Source organism: Calditrichota bacterium, assembly GCA_013112635.1.
In the GTDB taxonomy this organism is placed as follows: domain Bacteria; phylum Calditrichota; class Calditrichia; order Calditrichales; family J004; genus JABFGF01.
The window spans coordinates 873632-891960 of the sequence record JABFGF010000001.1; the positions used below are offsets into that span (position 1 = coordinate 873632).

The following is an 18329-nucleotide window of genomic DNA, read 5'->3' on the forward strand; positions in this document are numbered from 1 at the left end:
GATTCTTCACTACACTTCGTTTTGTTCAGAATGACAGGCAATAAATATAAAATTTGGAGAAAATGTGCAGGCATTAGTCGGAATCACGCTAGGTGATTTGTTTAAACTGTTTAAAGAAAATAATTACAAGATTGAAGGAAAATACTGGAAGCGGGTATTGTTTTTGTTTATCTCAGGTTTGATCAACTCTCGAGACCGCAAGAAAGAAGACAAACTTTTTGGCGCAAAAATCCATGATGTAAAAATAGAAAAGCCTCTGTTTATCCTCGGTCACTGGAGATCTGGAACAACTCTATTACATAGCCTGATCTCAATGGATGAACAATTTGCTTTCTCAAACTTATTCCAGGTTTCGCGCCCTCATCAATTTCTATTTCGCGGTGAGATGATGGAAAAAAGATTTGCCCAGGCCAAAGCCCAAAACCGCCCAATGGACAACATGAAAGTTACTTTTCGCGATCCCGGAGAGGATGAATCCGGGCTTTCAGTTCTGTCACAACGTTCGCCGTTAATTGGCTGGACATTTCCCGATAATCATTCATATTATACAAAATATCACACCTTTGCAGATGTTCCCAATGAAGATTTGGAAAGATGGCAAGAAAGCCTGTTATATTTTTTCAAGAAGCTGACATGGTTGTATAATAAGCCGTTGGTATTAAAATCCCCCAATCACACAGCGCGCATAAAAATACTATTGGAAATGTTCCCGGATGCACGTTTTGTACACATTAGTCGTGATCCCTACACGGTATTTTTATCAACACAAAGGCTGTATAATAAAATGCTGCCACTTACCTGTTTGCAAACTCCTGACTTAAACAAATGGGATGACAACATTATAAACGATTACAAAACAATGTATGATGCTTATTTTGAACAAAAATCATTAATTCCTGAAAACCAATTTTGCGAAATAAAATTTGAAGACCTGGAAGAGAACAAAATTGCTGCAATAGAAAAGATTTATTCCAAACTTAATCTTGATAATTTTGGCCAGCTAAAAACAAAAATTCAAGAATTTGATAAAGAACACAAAGATTATAAGAAAAATAAGCACATCGAAATTTCACAGGATCTTGTAGAAAAAATCAATACAAAATGGGAAATGGCATTTACCCGGTTTGGATATGCAAAAAGAAAAACTGACTAAAATATCCTGCGAAATAATGATCTAACAACACAGGATTTATTTTGGATTTATCAATCATTACAGGTAAGTTTGGCGCTTATTTTTATCAAGGCAAAAATGGCAAAGAAAAAGAAAAAAACAACAAAATCTCATAAGAAAAAACAAAAAACTGTTGTAAAAAAAATCGAGAAGAAGAAAGAAATAGTTGAACCTCAGGAACCAAAAGTTGAGGTAGAAAAAAAGCCGGAAAAGCTTTTTACAAAAAACTATTTACTTCTTTGGCAAGGCCAGCTTGTAAGTAAATTTGGAACAAAAATTTATTTAATTGCCATAATCCTTTGGCTTCAGGAAAATACCGGATCAAAAACGATTGTGTCACTTTTTAGTGCTTCATCATCTTTGCCACTTGTAGTAATGGCCATTTTGGGCGGAGCTGTAGCCGACAGGTTTTCCAGAAAAAAAATCATTGTTTTAAGCGATTTCTTAAGTGGCGTAACAATGCTCCTCGTGGCCTCTTTTTTCTTTTTTAATCCAGATTACAGCATTCTATTATTGGTGTTTATTTTTGGTCTGACTATAATTTCATCTACAACACAAGCATTTTTTGGCCCTGCAATTAGTGCATCAATACCGGACATTGTTCCAGAGAAAAGAGTTGCCGGGGCAAACTCGATGGGCAAATTATCAGACAGCATTTCGATGTTTTTTGGAACAGGGCTTGGAAGCATTTTATATAATGCCATCGGGATGCCCCTTGTAATGATAATTAATGGAGTGTCATTTATATTTTCTGCCATTAGTGAATCGTTTATAAAAATCCCACAGAGAATTCCTGAAAAAGCAAAATCCTTTTCCAAATATATTGAAGTATTTAAAACTGATCTTAATGAAGGCCTCGCATATATTAAAAAAAACCGAGGTCTAAACCGTTTATTAATGCTTTCAATTGTTACCGGATTTTTTGCTGCCTCGATTGCAGCCTTAATGGTTTTTTATGTAAAAGAATTTTTAGGATTGGATAATGAGTGGTTCAGTATTTTTCTCATTATTTCTGGTATTGGATCACTAATAGGATCAATAACAGCCGGTATATTAAATCTCCATGGAGATACGCGTAAACGCCTGTTACTTTTGTTTATGCTTTTGGAAGCTGTTGGTTATACCTTTCTTGTGCAAGTAGAAACAGCTACTCCGGCATTAGTTTTATTTACAATTGGCGGATTTTTCAGCGGTTTTACGGTTGTAAATATCTTTACAATTATGCAAATCACCATTCCAAGTGAAATCCGTGGACGCGTTCTTGGTGCCATGACAACTTTGTCCGGTAGCTTTCAACCTTTGGGAATTATGATTGGCGGTGTTACAGCAGATATTATTGGACTTAAGCTTGTTTTTATCATTGCCGGTAGCTTGATGTTTCTTTTTGTTTTAATTTTTTCCTTTAACCGAGACCTAAGGAAACTTTTAGCTCATCAAACAGCAGAACAAATGGCGCCAACAGGATTCACCTACAAAATAAAAACAGTAGACAGCGATAAAATTAATGAACAAAAAGAACAATATTTAGAAGAACAATTAAAAAAATCAAGGAGTGAATTATGAGTCGTGAAGAGCAAGAAGATAAAACGATTTATAAAGTTGTTTTAAACCATGAAGAGCAATATTCAATTTGGCCTGCTGATCGTGAAAATGCACTGGGTTGGCGGGATGAAGGCACAACTGGCCTAAAACAGGAATGTCTGGATCATATCAAAGAAGTATGGACTGATATGCGCCCGTTAAGTTTGCGCCAAAAAATGGACGGTTAATAGAAAGCAAGAATTATTGAGTTTTTGAATTGTTGAAATAATTGGCTGCATTATTTTAGTTTGCCCATTAAATCATTTATTCTCTTATTCAATAATCCCTTTTATTTATTATGAAATACCAAAACTCAAATCCCTGGATTGTAAAGTTAAAACCAAATCCTAATGCAAAGCTTAAATTGTTTTGTTTGCCTTTCGCAGGTGGCAGCAGCGTTGCCTATCGTGACTGGAATGACGTATTACCAGCAACGGTTGAATTGTGTGCGATTGAAATACCCGGCCGTGGACAACGTTTAGGCGAGCCTTTACTAAAAAACCTGCCAGAGCTTGTTACAAAACTAGCAGAGGGAATTAAAGAAGAACTTGACAGACCCTTTGTCTTATTCGGCCATAGTATGGGAGCAGCTACCGGTTTTGAATTAACACATTTATTACAATCCAAATATCAGAAAACCCCAGAACATCTATTTTTCTCAGGACGTGGCGCACCGCAGATACCTGAACGTGATGAACCAATTCATAAGCTGCCCAAGAATGAATTTATTGATAAAATTCGCAGTTTTAACGGGACCCCAAAAGAAGTGCTTGCTCATGAAGAATTGATGGAGTTGGTTATTCCGATTATTCGTGCAGATTTTGAAGTGTGCGAAACATATAACTACCAACAACGCGCTCCACTCAATATACCTATGACAGTCCTTGGCGGTTTGAGTGATGAAGATATCAATAAATCAGATTTGGAATCCTGGGGTATTCATACACAAAATGAATTCAATATCCGTATGTTTCCTGGTGGACATTTCTATCTTCAGGATCAGGTGCATGCTCTGGTACAAACAATTCTGCGCGATCTTAATAACCATTTCAATCTAAATAGCTAAATCCATGGAAACGACATATTGGCGTGAAGCAAACGATCAAGCTTATGTATTAAATAACAACGTCCATATTTGGCTGATTAGATATGACCAATCTGAAAGCATTTTAGCTGAATCAGGCATCATTTTGTCCAAAGAAGAAAAGGAACGAGCATCCCGCTTTCATTTTGAAATTGATCACAGGCGTTATTCTGTCACACGAAGTCTTCTAAAAAAAATATTAGGAAAAATCCTATCCAAACCTGCACTGAAAATAAAGTTCACTTTTAATAAATACGGAAAACCGGAACTTGTACAGCAATCAGAAAAAATATTCTTCAACGTAAGCCATTCCGGTAACCTTGGTTTAATTGCCATAAGTGACATTGCACAAATTGGTGTTGATGTAGAAAAATACCGGGAGGAAATGATTACCGGTGATATTGCAAAAAGGTTTTTTTCCGATTTAGAAGTTACGGAATTTCTGAGTTTAAATGAGAATGAAAAATTGCAGGGCTTTTTTAATTGCTGGACACGAAAAGAGGCGTTTATCAAAGCGGTTGGGAAAGGATTATCAATTCCCTTAAATACATTTGATGTCTCACTTATACCAGGTTCGCAGACAGAACTACGCGATGTGCGTTATAAAAATGAAACTGCAGATGGCTGGCATTTAAGTGATATTAAGGTTGATTCTGGGTACGCTGCCGCTTTTATTATTAAGGCAAAGACCTTCTCTGTTAATTATTGGTACACTTGTTAGAGAAGAATATGCATGAGTGATATAGTTGCTTTGACATGAACTTGTAATACGTTAAATTAGTTCTAAATTCCGATAATTAAATCCGCTTAAAAAAAAATCTTCCATGCGACTTATTTTTATAGCATTAATTACAATAGCACTTCTACTCAGATGCGAAGCACCGCGCGTAAATCCATTTGATCCAAATGGTGATAATTATCAGGGCGACACACCTACCCTGAGTGACACCAAATTTTATTCAATATTTGAAAACTTCAATTCGCGCACTACACTCATGTTTCAAACCCAAATAAACAGCGGTCAAATCAATAATACTGTAACAAATGCATCATTAAAGTTGAACAATTTTATTTTTGAAAAAGAGTTAGACATTTCAATAAATGATGGCCTTCCACAATACCATCTTACCATTCGCTTAGAAGAAATCGACTCTACTTTAAGTCCTGCAAATATTGTTGAAAAAGATTTTTCTCTAAGAGTAAAAACCACTACCGGAGATTCATTTTTATTTTCTCCATTTAATATCCGCAGGGTTATAATGGAAGATTTTAATAGGGATAGTCATATTCCACGGGATGGATCTATTGAAACCGGTAATATTCTTTTTAAATGGCAACCAGTCCAACTTAATTATAATTTCAGCTACCAGCTTGAAATTTTTTCGCTTCAGCGGTTGGAGTTGATTGCAGAAATTAATGATATCCCCTCCGATAGTTCTCAATATTTACTACAGGATTTACAAATACTAAACAACCTTGATGCTGAAGATAATATTTGGTCTTTGTATATTATTGACAGTTTGGGAAATAGAAATAAGTCTCATTTTAACTTATTTAATTATTCGAAATAATGATGGAAAACCTGTTTACAAATATTAAAGAAGATCATCTTGAGTTTATTTTTAGCCTGACAAAGCTGATGGCAGATGAACAGGATGAACATAAAATTTTGGATATTCTTTTATCTCAGTTAAACCAAAAAACAGGTGCTGAGATTGGGGCCTTTATATTTTACAACAAAGCTGAAGACAAATTCGAAACAAAAACAGTAAAAAAATCATTCCAGGATAAACTTGAGGAGATTTACTTTTCTGAAACTGTTTTTCGAAGGATATTAAAAGAGCGGGAGGCAATTTTAACATTCGATACATCTGAAGACGATTCGTATCAAGGTATTAAGAGTGTTGAAATAAATAAAATTCATGCCATTTTAGCCTTCCCTCTAATCGTAAAAAAAGAACTTTACGGAATTATGTATTTTGACAGCCGCGAAAACCGGCAAAGTTTTAACGAAGGTTCCAGGCAGCTATTATCGTTTTTCGCTCCAATTGCCTCCTTAACCCTGGAACAGGCTCTGTCTGCAAAAGAGATAACAAAAGAAAACCTTTTATTAAAATCACAGCTTGAAAGCCAAATAGAGTTGCCTAAAATGGTTGGCGAATCTCCGGTTATGAAACAGTTATACAGACTTGTAGCAAAGGTTGCCCCATCGGATGTATCTGTTTTAATAAATGGCGAAAACGGTACAGGCAAGGATTTGGTAGCCCAGGCAATTCATGATTTGAGCAATCGAAAAGCCAAACCTTTTATTGCCCAATTTGTTGGTAATATTCCTGCTTCAATTTTGGAAAGTGAACTTTTTGGATATAAAAAAGGGGCGTTTACCGGAGCCGGAAATGATAAGCCAGGACTTTTTGAAGCTGTTAATGGCGGCACTTTATTTCTTGATGAAATTGGAGAGCTAACAGCAGATTTACAAACAAAATTATTGCGCGTCCTTCAAAACCAGGAAATTAAAAGGCTGGGCGAAAATATGGTCCGCAAGATTGATGTTCGCATTATTGCCGCAACCAATCGTGATTTAAAGAAAATGATAAAGGACGGGACATTTCGCGAAGATTTATATTACCGGCTGAATGTTATTACAATTGTTGTTCCTCCTTTGCGGGAAAGAAGAACAGATATTCCACTTTTAGCGAACCATTTTTTAAAAGATGAATTAAATAATCCAGAAATGTCCATATCGCAAAAAGCATTAAAGAAATTAATCGGTTACAATTGGCCCGGAAATGTACGTCAACTGGAAAATTTGGTTAAGCGTGCCTGTATTTTGTCTTCCGAAAACCAGATTTCTGAGGATGATATAATTTTTGATGAACTTGAAGACGAGTTTAATGGGACGTTAGAGGAATTCAAGAACAAGCTTATTATTCAGAGAGTAAATGAATTTAAAGGCAATAAAACCCTTGCAGCCAAAAGCCTTGATATCTCTTTGAGATCTTTGCAGCTTAAAGCAAAAGAGCTTGGGATTTGATTTTAGAAGTAAGAAGAAAAACACATTAAAAATGAAAAAAGAAATAGCAAATTACGAAATACTGGAAACAATTTCAGAGAATGGTCCCGTCTCTGTTTATCTTGCTATTCATAAAATCTTAAATAGAAAAACACTGCTTAAAGTACATCACAGTGACGATACAAAACTCATAAAACGCTTTGAAGAAGAAGCTCGAATCGTTGCAGATTTAGACCATCCTTCAATTGTGGCCATTTATGATTATGGCCGTGCCTCGCAAAATGAATTTTATATTTCCATGGAATATGTAGAAGGTGGCAATTTAAACAGCTATTTAGAAAACCACGATCTAACCATTGATGATAAAATTAAATTATGTTATCAAATTGGAAATTGCATCAAAGTTATTCACCAGCATGGCTATATTCACCGCGACTTAAAACCGCAAAACCTGCTCGTAGATAAAGAAGGATTTGTAAAACTAACTGATTTTGGTATCTCCTTTCACGAATCGCTTAAACGGACAACTCCAGATGGGAAATTATTAGGTACCCCGCTTTTTATGTCGCCAGAGCAAATAAATAACCTGCCTGTAACAAAGCAAAGTGATCTGTATTCTCTTGGTGTCATATATTACCAGATATTTTCAGAATCCAATCCATTTGATGCTCCAAACTTTGGTGAAATTTTTTCCAGGATTTTGTCATTTTGCCCGGAAGATTTATCAAAAGTAATGCCTGAAACGCCGGATTGGTTTTCAAAACTGACAAACTCATTAATCGAAAAGGAAGCTGCAAATCGACCTGAATCAATTCAAAAAGTAACTTCTATTTTTGAGCAAAATATCCAAATGGAGAATGGAAATAATGATTCAGGAAAAGTAATTAAAAGAAAATTCAATTTCAGTTACTTTTTAGTTCCGATATTGATAATATTTTCTGTGGTATTTTATTTTAAACAGTTTAATAAAATTGAAACAAAATCAGATCTCAGCGATAGCTTGTCCACATTATCAAGTTTACAAGACAGCCTAAAACAGAATCCGGTAAACACAAATAATATTACTGAAACAGATTCATCAAAAGTAAACATCCCAATAACTGAAAATATAGAAAATACTCCAAATAACCAGATACAACAATCTGAAAAAAGAGAAACAAAATTTTTTATAAATACATACCCGTGGTGCCGTGTATATCTAAATTATAAACTAATCGATACTACACCTTTGAAAGATTCGATTATTGTTAAGCCTGGGAAATATCTCCTGGGATTGCAAAACTCCGGTTATCCCTCGTGGAGCGATAGTATAGAAATAAACAAGAATATGACAAATATTTTTAGTTATAACCTGGATTCAATTTTTTATAAGCTGGAATTAACTGTTCAGCCATGGGGCAAAGTTTTTATTGACGGTGATTATTATGGAACAACCCCATTAAATAAACCAATCGTTTTGAGCAAAAAAAACAAAACATTATTAATTGAAAATCAATATTACAATAGCTATACTGATACACTTATTTGGGATGGGCAACCAGTTATTAGCAAAAATATCATCCTTAATGAAAAAATTAAAAATTAGTATATGAATAAACTGATTGTTTTCCTGTTACTTGCAACGTTCACTTTTGCGCAAGATAATTCTAAAAACATAAAAGATCTCGAGCAGGATTTTATCTCTTTTGATTATGAGAAAGTATTACAAAAGGGGCGATTCATTCTTGCGGATTCTTACACAACCAAATCCGATAGTTTAACCATTTTTACATATATGTTAAACTCAGCCTATGCCTTAAATGATACAAGCCTGGCAAAATCAATAATTATCTCTATCTTAAAAACAGACTTGAATCATTCTTTAAACCCAAAGAAAACTTCACCTAAAATAATAGAGTTCTTTAATCATGTGAAAACAGAGGAAAACCTTTTCCCAACAAAGCCCGTGAAAAAAGATGATGAACTCAATCCTGTCAGAATTAAAAAAGAGACTCCATGGATTTCAGTTTCATCTGTTCTTTTACCTGGTAGCGGACATTTAATAAAAGGTGAAAAACAAAAAGGCTATATCCATTCTGCGATTTCTGTTGGTTTGATGGCTGGTATTGTAGTCAGTCATATAAAAACCAATGACAATATGGATCTTTATCATAAAGCAAAAGGCAATGCAAATTATAATGCGCTATATGATGATTACAATAGTGCATACAAGACAAGATCAGTGCTGATTGGAGCTTATTTAATTTGGGGGTTATACAATATTTTTGAAATAAACAACCAAGATCAATTCGTCTCCTTAAAAACAGTTTCTGATGGAAGTAAAACCGAATTATTATTAAGCTATCATTTTTAAAATAGATCAATCAATATCTCGCTTCTTTACATAACCGTTTAATAGTTACAAAACTTAATATCACCCAATAATTAGGAGGAAGATATGCGTTTAACTGCTCTACTGCTTTCTATATTTGTAGTTGTACTTTTTTTAACTGGTTGTCAGAAAAAAAGTGAACTAAAGATAGATTTTGAGAAGTATACTTTGGCCAATGGTTTAGAAGTTATTCTTCATACAGATAAATCCGACCCAATTGCTTCTGTTGCAGTTGTGTACCATGTTGGAAGTAACCGCGAGTTAAAAGGACGGACAGGCTTTGCTCACTTGTTTGAACATATGTTATTTCAAGAATCACAACATGTAGGACAGGATCAGTTTTTTAAGAAGATCCAGGGTTCCGGTGGCACATTGAATGGATTTACTTTTGAAGACGGTACCGGCTATTATGAAGTCGTTCCCAAAAATGCGCTGGAAATGGCAATGTGGTTGGAATCTGATCGCATGGGTTGGTTGTTAAGCACAGTAACGGATGAAGCGTTGCTAAACCAAAAAGACGTTGTTCAAAATGAAAAAAGATTTCGCGTGGACAACAGACCTTATGGACATACAAACTACATTATTCATAAACTTCTTTATCCGGAAAACCATCCTTATAACTGGCAGGTTATTGGTGAACTAGAAGACATAGGTAATGCAACACGTGATGATGTTGTTGATTTTTATAAGAAATGGTACGGTCCAAATAATGCCACACTGGTAATTGCAGGTGATTTGGATATTCCACAAACCAAAGAGTGGGTAGAAAAATATTTTGGTGAAATAAAAAGAGGCGAAGAAACTACTGATCCAAAACCACAGCATGTTTCATTGGATAAAACCAAGCGTGTTTCATTTGAAGATAATTTTGCTTCTTCTGCTGAACTAAATATGGTGTTTCCAACTGTCGAACAATATACAGATGATTCTTATGCATTGGATTTATTAACAGATTTATTGTCTGACGGAAAAAAGGCCCCATTTTATAAAGTAATCGTCGAAGAGAAAAAACTTGCCCCAAGAGCTTATGCCTATGTAAATCCTATGGAAATTACCGGCCAGGTGCGTTTTAATGTACGGGCATTCCCTGGAAAAAATTTGCAGGAAATTGAAGATGCCGTTTTTGAAGCATTGGCTCGTTTTGAAGCTGAAAGTTTCACTGAAGCAGATCTAAATCGGATTAAAGCAAAATCTGAGACTAATTTTTACAATGGAATTTCCAGTATTTTAAGCAAGTCTTTTCAGCTAGCCTTTTATAATGAATATGCGGGCTCACCAGGTTATGTCACAAAAGATATTGAGAGAAAACTTGCAGTAACAAAAGAAGACATTATGCGGGTTTACAATACTTATATCAAAGACAAAAATTATGTACTAACCAGTTTTGTCCCCAAAGGGAAACTTGAGCTTAGTGCAAAAGATTGTGAACTGTTTCCATTAAAAGAAGAAAAAATTGATATTGCCGGTTTAAATGCAGCTCAAGAAGAAAAAGGTGAAAAAGCTGAAGTAGAAAAAATCCCTACAGAATTTGATCGGTCAGTTGAGCCGAAAAAAGGTGCTGCACCTGCTTTAAATTTACCAGATGTTTGGACACATACTTTCAGTAATGGTTTAAAAATGTATGGAATTGTACATGATGAATTGCCATTGGTACAATACAGCCTGACTGTTAACGGCGGCATGCTTTTGGATAAGCCTGAAAAAATTGGAGTGGCAAATCTTATTTCTGATATGATGATGGAAGGAACCGCCAATAAAACTCCTTTGGAACTGGAAGAAACCATTGACGGTCTTGGAGCAAATGTTAATATGTTTACAGGCAAACAATCTATTGGTTTAACTGCCAATATGCTCAAATCCCGTACGACTGATGTTGCTAAAATTGTTGAAGAAATTATTACCCAGCCACGATGGGACGAAAAAGAATTTGCCCGAATTAAGACTGAAACAATCGAAGCCATAAATCGCCAGAAAAGCGATCCGGGTTCGGTTGCCAGAAATGTCTGGGCCAAGCTGTTATATAAAGACCACATTTTAAGTAATAACACCTACGGGTCTGAAGGATCAGTAGAAAATATTTCAATAGATGATTTAAAGAACTTTTATACTGAGAATTTTTCGCCTTCAGTAAGTTATATAACCATCGTAGGCAGTGTTTCTAAAGATGAGGCAATTAAATTATTTTCACCTCTTGAAGAAAAATGGCAAGCAAAGGAAGTAACTTTTGCAGAATATGCATTGCCTGAACCTGTTACAAAAAAACAATTATATTTTGTGGATATACCCGGAGCTAAACAATCTCAGATTTATGTTGGAAAATTAGCCCTAAAATATACAGATGCTGATTATTACCCTTCTTATGTGATGAATTATAATTTGGGTGGTAGCTTTAATTCTAATGTAAATATGATATTGAGAGAAGAAAAAGGTTACACCTATGGTGCCCGGTCTGGTTTCTCAGGAACTGAATATCCAGGACCTTTTGCTGCGTCTTCCGCTGTTAGAAGTAATGCTACGGGCGAATCTGTTAAAATATTTAAAGATGAAATTGACTCATATCGTAACGGTATTACAGAGGACGAGCTGGCATTTACTAAAAATGCATTAATTCAATCCAACGCAAGAAGGTTTGAGACATTTGGTGGATTACTTGGAATGTTAAAGAATATTGCCCGTTATAACCTACCTCATAATTATATGCGCGATCGTGAAGAAATAGTGACTAATATGACTTTAGAAAATCATAAAGACCTTGCTAATAAATATTTGCAAACTGAAAATATGATTTTCCTGGTTGTTGGTGATGCTGCAACTCAAAAATCATCTGTTGAAAAACTTGGATTAGGAAAAGCAATAAGTCTGGATAAAGATGGAAATGTTTTAAATTAGATTATTTTACAAAAAGGGATTCTTTTTGAGAATCCCTTTTTTTTATCATTTTTCACACTTTACTATGTAATTATTTCGTCACTATGAAAATATTTCATAGTGTTTTTTTAGTATTTATCAAAATCTCAGTTGTATCCTTCTATTTTCATTTTTTCCTCTTCTAAAAACATTGTTTTTATTAAGCTTACAGCATATTTAGATTATTGCTCAATTTCTGGCACAGATATTGTTTAATAAAAGTTGTTAAAATTTCCCAATACAAATTTGAAGGAGGACTTATGTTCAAACAATTTACTATTCGCACATTTATTGTGTTTATGATTTTTGGTGGAGCTGCATTTGCTCAAATCGCCAATATTTCTGGTACAGTTACAAATGATGGTAAACCAGTTCCCAACACGACATTATGGTTTGCTGCCGATGATACAAGTCTTGGTATACCTGTAAAGCCTGTTGATACAGATACAGCAGGTAATTTTAGCCAAAACTGGTTTACTACACCAACAACAATTACACCGCATGATAGTTTTTCGTACAATCCAATATCTATTTCGGTATCGCCAACAGATTTTCCACCAACAACTACCGTAGACATTGTTTTGGAAACACGGACACAGGATTCCAACTTCTCAGGAACTGTAACTTTTGATGGCGCTGGATATGCCACCGAAATGTTTATGCAAAAACTGCCTTCTGACATTGATCCGGATGATTTTACCGAAGTTGAAAATCTTTATATCTCACCGGTTAATGCTGGCCGCTGGGCGTCTTATTCTTTGACATCTGATGGTAATGGTGATTTTTCAATTGATGTTTTAAATGGCAACTATATTGTTTTTATCCCAGGTACACCCGATGTTCTTCCATCGTGGAGTGTTGTTACTATTCAGGGTGATGTAAGCGGACATCAAATTGATATGCGTAAAAAAGTACATATTTCAGGAGCCGTTTCTAATTCTGAAGGATATGATTATGTAACAATATTTGGACATCCTGTTAACGCTGGCCGTGCTTTTATGGCTGATGCGTGGAATGGAGAATATGACGTAGCTGTTGCACCTGGTGACTATGTACTTCGTTTACAGGCATTTTTCACAGTTGATTCCACTATGCATGTATATACTGTATTTTATGATGGAGTTTACTCACACGATGAAGCAACTGTTGTTGATGCCAGTTCTGATGTAAGCGGAATAAATTTTGATTTACCGGATCCGGTTATTTCTCCTTATACCGTTACCGGAACAGTTACGGATGCCGCTGATGGGTCAGCCATTGTTGGAGCCAGTGTAAATATACTTCCTAAAAATGGTTCACCAAATATGTATATGAGCACTGGAGATGTAACAGATGAAAAAGGTTCTTATTCTATTACCGGCTATACAATGATACCGGAAGATTCCCTTGTAGCATTTGTTTGGGCTGATGGATATTTCTCAGAATTTTATGAAGATGAGGCGACATATTTAACAGCCGATGCTGTTGTTTATCATCCAAATGAAACAGTTACTGTAGACTTTGTACTAAATGCAATAGACACAACTGCAGGATTTGGAATTTCCGGAACAGTTACAGACACATCTGGAAATATTATTGGTTTTGGCCAGGTAACAGCTTATACAACTGATACAAATGTTGGTCAAACTTATGTGCAGATTGATGAAAACGGCAACTATGAGTTTCCAGCAATTTTCCCTACAGGCAGTACCGTTTTATTGCAATGCTGGGTAGGATATGGTTATAAACCACAAATGTATGATGGTGCCGAAACATGGGAAGATGCAACTCCAATCGAAATAGGTACTGATAATATTACAGGTGCTGATTTCAATTTAACACCGGTTCCTGCACGTCGCCCAATTATTGGCTCAATTATTGGATCAGTTAAGCCAAATGGTTTTGGAAAAACCACATCTTCTGATGTATATGCAGGTTCAATGGTTTACGTTAAACAACAAGGTACAGATGAGTGGCAAGAAGTTGATTATGTTGATGAAAATGGTTCTTTTAAACTTGGAATTGAAGGTAAAGGAAATTATGACTTGTTGCTTACATCTCCTGATCGTGAAAACGTAACAGGTAGTGTTGAAGTGAAAAACAACCTGGTCGTTGAAACTGAAATTTCATTAGGCGTAACTGGAATTGGTGACATAAATGAAGCGAAAATTGCAAAATCAAACAAGCTTTATTCAGCATATCCAAATCCTTTCAACCCAAGAACAACTATCAAAGTTGAATTGGTAAAAACAGAAAATGTAAGCCTGACTATTTACAATGTAACCGGACAAAAAGTTAAAACTCTTCACAGAGGTCTTTTACAAAGTGGTTTGAGTAAGTTTGTTTGGGATAGTAAAGACCAGTCCGGCAATGTGGTTGCATCTGGAATGTATTTTATTCAATTGAAAACACAAAACGGTTTACAAACCAAATCTATGATTTTCCTCAAATAAGCTAATCCCTCATAATTAGCTTAACCCCCAATCCCCCGCTAATCCCCGGGGGATTTTTTTTAGATATAAAGTACAAATGAAAAACCCGGCCGAAGAAAATCATGCCGGGTTTTTAGTTTTAGAAGAACTAATGTCTGATTAAATGTTTCAGGCTGGAATTCTATCCGGCTTATGTTTTTTTAGTTTAAATGAGAATTTAGTACCCTCATTAACTTTACTTTCCACAATGATTTTACTCTTATGTGCTTCAACAACTTTTTTAACAATGGCAAGTCCCAATCCACTGCCTCCGGAATCTTTAGACCTGCTCTTTTCTACCCTGTAAAATCTGTCAAAAATATGTGGTAAATCATTTTCAGGGATTCCATCCCCATTATCAATGATATTAATTTCAACAAAACCATTTTCATTTTTTAGTAATAAAGTAACCTTCCCGCCATTCTTGATATAACGAATAGCATTGTCAATCAAATTTGAAATAACACGGTCAATCATGCTGATATCGCCAATAACAAATTCCAGGCTGTTTGGGATTTTAGTAATGAGATTAACAGATTTTGCTTCGGCCTGAGGCTGAAACTTAAGCACAATATCCTGAACAAGCTCAGCTATCGAAAATGATTCCTTTGTTAACTCATTTTGTTTTGTATCCAATTTGGATAGTTCAAAAAGCTCAGTAACAAGTGAGTTCAGGTTTGTTACATTTCTCAAAACAGTTTCAAGAAACAATGTTCTCTCTTCAGGATCCATCTTATCTTCACGCATCAAAATCGTTTCAATATATCCCTGAATAGAAGTTAACGGGCTTCTTAGGTCATGTGATACATTCGCAATAAGCTCGCGCCTTAATCTGTCATTTTTTTTCAATTCATCCATATTCATTTCAATGGTTTCGGCCATATGGTTGAATGCCGTTGTTAATTGCCCCACCTCATCATCACTTTGTACAACAATTCTTTTTCGATAATTACCCTTTTCAAATTCCGTAACGATATCAGTCATTCGACGTAATCGTTTTGTAAGGTTGAAGAATAAAATTGAACCCAAAACGCCGGCAAAAAGTAACGTAACACCAAAAATGATTGCAGTGGTACTTAAAATATAACTGCCTCCAACACCACTCATAACAGTGTCATATAATTCACTTCCAAGAATAATATAAAGATATCCTTTTTTATCTGGGCCAAGATTTATTTCAGTAGCCGAAAACACTTTTTTCTTATCTGGTGTTTTAGGATCATCACCCATAATTGGTAAAGGAACATGCCTTGTTTTGGAAAGGAAAGCCTTGATAGGAGTTGTATTAATTTGGTGCAGCTTAATTTTATCCGGATTTGCAAAATGAGCTGCCAGGTTGCCATCAATGTCGGTTAAATAAATTTCAACGCTCGGATTTAGGTCCATTAAATCGGCGATAATTGTTTCAATGGCCATGTAATCTATACTGTCTTTCAAGTGTGGCTGAAATTTTTTAGCAACATTTTTTGCAAGATAACGATTTATAGTCTGATCAATTTCACAAACAAAATTAAGCGAAGATTGCACCGAAATTGCAATTTGAACACCTCCAAGCAGAACCAAAAGGATCACAAAAACCAACGATATTTTACCATAGAGTGTGCGGAAAAAAGCGCGCATTATTCAAAATCCTCATGTTCGGCAAACTTATAACCAACTCCCCAAACCGTTTTAATAAACTTTGGTTGAGCAGGATCTGTTTCAATTTTCGAACGTAATCGGTTAATATGAGAGTTAACGGTATGTTCATAACCGGTAAATTGATAACCCCAAACAATATTCAGTAAATTTTCACGGGTGTAGGCTTTACCGGGATTAGCGGCAAAAAGGGCTAAAAGGTCAAATTCTTTTGCGGTTAACTCAATATTCTCCCCATTTAACAAAACGCGTCTTTTTTCCATATTGATATTTAGCCAGCCAAAAGATATCTCCGTCACGTCACTACTAACCTGCTCTTCAATAACGGCATTTACACGTCTAATTATTGCTTTAATCCTTGCAATCAATTCTCTAATACTAAAAGGCTTTGTCAGATAATCATCTGCTCCAAGCTCTAATCCCAACACCTTATCAAACTCTTCAGACTTTGCCGTCAACATTAAAATGGGCATACTTTTTTTGTGTTCACGAATTTTTTTACATACATCTAGCCCATTTAACTTCGGTAGCATAACATCGAGTATTACCAATTCATATTCGCTGTCCAGGGCCTTACTCAATCCAAGTTCACCATCTTCAGCGCGGTCAAGGTTTAAATCCAAATCTTTTAAATGCAATTCAAGAAGATCCCCAATATCCGGATCATCCTCAATTATCAAAACTTTCTTTTCCATAATAATTGTCTCCTGTTTAAAATATAAATTATTATAAAACGGACCTCTCACATTTATATCACGTGATATTCAAGAATAGTAGAAAATAAAACTAATTTATAAAACTGCAGGAAGTGAGAAAAGAAATTATTGGTACTCGACACTTATATATTCCGGATGCAGACGAAAATCGCCAAAACCAGTATGATCTTCAAATAGAAATATTTTGCGAAGTGAATAATAACGCCAGACTTCATATGGCCTGGTTTCCAATTCAAATGGATGTCTTTCAATATCTTCAGGATGTCCAAACTTGATTAGAATTCTGCCGCGATCCGTTGTCCAGCCGTGATTACTTAAACCGGAAAAATGCTCATTGGCATAATTTATTCTTTTAAAATATTCATCCATTAGCTCATTTTTTTTTGTTTTAGGATCTGGATCGCGCTGTGCCCAGAACTTTTTAAAATAGGCCTGCTTATCAGTCAATTCTGCTTCCAGATAAAAACTTAAACTGTCAGGATTAATGATGTAAACCATCTGATTTAAAGCGAGGTTTAAATCGAAAGAATTATGTGGTACAGATTTCCAAAAAAATGTAATATTTTTTGAGGTCTCGGAACTGTTACCATCTACGGTAACTTTTATATTAATTTCGTATTTGTTCTCTTTAAACATATTTTTATCAATTTTTAAAATATGAGACGTGATATTGGCTTTCACTAATTTTGAAGTAAGAGAATCAAATTCCGTTTTATTTTTAGAACCATTAAATTTGTAGTTTATTTTTACAGGTAAATTTATTTTTTCAGAATAAACATTAAAATAAATATAAAATTCACCATCTTTAATCGTAAAATTTTCTCCAAGTATAGGTTCATAATCTTTTAGCATACCTGCTGAATCAAGTTTAACAGAATTCAAAAAGAGGATATCACTAATAGATATATTTTCATCATAATAATTGGGGATTTCTATCTGCATTGTTTTTTGTGCAGATTGGTTTGTTGTCAGATCCACTGTTCTGAGTAAAACTTTATATTCACCTGGTTTAAGTGGAATTTCGTCTTTGAGAATAATTTTGTCAGTCCGGCTGTTGGTTTCTCCAAAATCAGCAACTTTTATCTGTTTGGTAACAGAGCGTGAAAATATCATTTTGTCATCATCTGAATAAACAGCAATTAGCCATTCAAGCTCTGCTTCATAACCAGATTGTTCTGAAGTTACAAAAGTCAAATCATCATATAAGACCTGGGCAACAATAATAACATGGCTGTTAGTAAAATCGTTGTTAAATTGACGGTTTAATGAAAAGTCGAAAAAAGGCAGCCCTACTCCACTATAACCAGATTCCTCATAATATTGGGCAAAAGAAAATGAACAGAAGAAAAACAATATTATAAAAGATTTAAGAATTTTAGAGTTTTGCATAATTGATTC

At 35.0% G+C, this 18329-nt stretch carries 14 protein-coding genes; 11 read left to right on the forward strand and 3 right to left on the reverse strand.

Features of this window, described 5'->3' with window-relative positions:
* Nucleotides 1-64 precede the first annotated feature (64 nt).
* From HND50_03545 to HND50_03595, 11 genes are all read left to right on the forward strand, one after another.
* Nucleotides 65-1153 (forward strand): sulfotransferase, encoded by a 1089-nt coding sequence (locus HND50_03545; GenBank protein ID NOG44274.1) that lies wholly within the window; start codon nucleotides 65-67, stop codon nucleotides 1151-1153.
* A 96-nt stretch (nucleotides 1154-1249) separates the two neighbouring features.
* Nucleotides 1250-2734 carry an MFS transporter gene (locus HND50_03550; protein NOG44275.1) on the forward strand — a complete coding sequence of 495 codons (1485 nt, stop codon included), beginning with the start codon at nucleotides 1250-1252 and terminating at the stop codon, nucleotides 2732-2734.
* Complete coding sequence (locus HND50_03555) at nucleotides 2731-2940, forward strand: MbtH family protein (protein ID NOG44276.1); 210 nt, start codon at nucleotides 2731-2733, stop codon at nucleotides 2938-2940. The genes HND50_03550 and HND50_03555 overlap by 4 nt, the downstream gene beginning before the upstream one ends.
* 110 nt (nucleotides 2941-3050) lie before the next feature.
* On the forward strand, nucleotides 3051-3818 hold the full coding sequence (locus HND50_03560; GenBank protein NOG44277.1) for a thioesterase: 768 nt from the start codon (nucleotides 3051-3053) through the stop codon (nucleotides 3816-3818).
* Nucleotides 3819-3822: 4 nt separating this feature from the next.
* Nucleotides 3823-4557, forward strand: a complete 735-nt coding sequence (locus HND50_03565) for a 4'-phosphopantetheinyl transferase superfamily protein (GenBank protein ID NOG44278.1) — start codon at nucleotides 3823-3825, stop codon at nucleotides 4555-4557.
* A gap of 103 nt (nucleotides 4558-4660) precedes the next feature.
* Nucleotides 4661-5407 carry a hypothetical protein gene (locus tag HND50_03570; GenBank protein ID NOG44279.1) on the forward strand — a complete coding sequence of 249 codons (747 nt, stop codon included), beginning with the start codon at nucleotides 4661-4663 and terminating at the stop codon, nucleotides 5405-5407.
* Entirely contained in the window at nucleotides 5407-6870 is a 1464-nt protein-coding gene (locus HND50_03575) for a sigma 54-interacting transcriptional regulator (protein NOG44280.1), read from the forward strand. The genes HND50_03570 and HND50_03575 overlap by 1 nt, the downstream gene beginning before the upstream one ends.
* Nucleotides 6871-6901: 31 nt before the next feature.
* Nucleotides 6902-8434 (forward strand): serine/threonine protein kinase, encoded by a 1533-nt coding sequence (locus tag HND50_03580; protein NOG44281.1) that lies wholly within the window; start codon nucleotides 6902-6904, stop codon nucleotides 8432-8434.
* Between the two features lie 3 nt (nucleotides 8435-8437).
* Nucleotides 8438-9202 carry a hypothetical protein gene (locus tag HND50_03585; protein NOG44282.1) on the forward strand — a complete coding sequence of 255 codons (765 nt, stop codon included), beginning with the start codon at nucleotides 8438-8440 and terminating at the stop codon, nucleotides 9200-9202.
* An 84-nt stretch (nucleotides 9203-9286) separates the two neighbouring features.
* Nucleotides 9287-12109: an insulinase family protein gene (locus HND50_03590; GenBank protein NOG44283.1), complete on the forward strand. Its 2823-nt coding sequence runs from the start codon at nucleotides 9287-9289 to the stop codon at nucleotides 12107-12109.
* Nucleotides 12110-12387: 278 nt separating this feature from the next.
* Complete coding sequence (locus tag HND50_03595; GenBank protein NOG44284.1) at nucleotides 12388-14559, forward strand: T9SS type A sorting domain-containing protein; 2172 nt, start codon at nucleotides 12388-12390, stop codon at nucleotides 14557-14559.
* Between the two features lie 147 nt (nucleotides 14560-14706).
* On the opposite strand, the gene HND50_03600 is transcribed toward HND50_03595, so the two are convergent.
* The 3 genes from HND50_03600 to HND50_03610 all read right to left on the reverse strand — a co-directional run bounded on the left by HND50_03600 (nucleotide 14707) and on the right by HND50_03610 (nucleotide 18320).
* Nucleotides 14707-15993 carry a HAMP domain-containing protein gene (locus HND50_03600; GenBank protein NOG44285.1) on the reverse strand — a complete coding sequence of 429 codons (1287 nt, stop codon included), beginning with the start codon at nucleotides 15991-15993 and terminating at the stop codon, nucleotides 14707-14709.
* Nucleotides 15994-16196: 203 nt separating this feature from the next.
* Nucleotides 16197-16910, reverse strand: coding sequence for a response regulator transcription factor (locus HND50_03605; GenBank protein NOG44286.1), 714 nt, complete (start codon nucleotides 16908-16910; stop codon nucleotides 16197-16199).
* A 126-nt stretch (nucleotides 16911-17036) separates the two neighbouring features.
* A complete protein-coding gene (locus HND50_03610; GenBank protein NOG44287.1) occupies nucleotides 17037-18320 on the reverse strand; it encodes a GWxTD domain-containing protein in 1284 nt (427 codons plus the stop codon).
* Nucleotides 18321-18329 lie beyond the last annotated feature (9 nt).

Coding starts and splice junctions, on each gene's coding strand:
- HND50_03570 (NOG44279.1), top strand. CDS start 4,661: ATGCGACTTATTTTTATAGCATTAATTACAATAGCACTTCTACTCAGA.
- HND50_03595 (NOG44284.1), top strand. CDS start 12,388: ATGTTCAAACAATTTACTATTCGCACATTTATTGTGTTTATGATTTTT.
- HND50_03580 (NOG44281.1), top strand. CDS start 6,902: ATGAAAAAAGAAATAGCAAATTACGAAATACTGGAAACAATTTCAGAG.
- HND50_03565 (NOG44278.1), top strand. CDS start 3,823: ATGGAAACGACATATTGGCGTGAAGCAAACGATCAAGCTTATGTATTA.
- HND50_03575 (NOG44280.1), top strand. CDS start 5,407: ATGATGGAAAACCTGTTTACAAATATTAAAGAAGATCATCTTGAGTTT.
- HND50_03555 (NOG44276.1), top strand. CDS start 2,731: ATGAGTCGTGAAGAGCAAGAAGATAAAACGATTTATAAAGTTGTTTTA.
- HND50_03610 (NOG44287.1), bottom strand. CDS start 18,320: ATGCAAAACTCTAAAATTCTTAAATCTTTTATAATATTGTTTTTCTTC.
- HND50_03585 (NOG44282.1), top strand. CDS start 8,438: ATGAATAAACTGATTGTTTTCCTGTTACTTGCAACGTTCACTTTTGCG.
- HND50_03550 (NOG44275.1), top strand. CDS start 1,250: ATGGCAAAGAAAAAGAAAAAAACAACAAAATCTCATAAGAAAAAACAA.
- HND50_03600 (NOG44285.1), bottom strand. CDS start 15,993: ATGGCCATTGAAACAATTATCGCCGATTTAATGGACCTAAATCCGAGC.
- HND50_03560 (NOG44277.1), top strand. CDS start 3,051: ATGAAATACCAAAACTCAAATCCCTGGATTGTAAAGTTAAAACCAAAT.
- HND50_03605 (NOG44286.1), bottom strand. CDS start 16,910: ATGGAAAAGAAAGTTTTGATAATTGAGGATGATCCGGATATTGGGGAT.
- HND50_03590 (NOG44283.1), top strand. CDS start 9,287: ATGCGTTTAACTGCTCTACTGCTTTCTATATTTGTAGTTGTACTTTTT.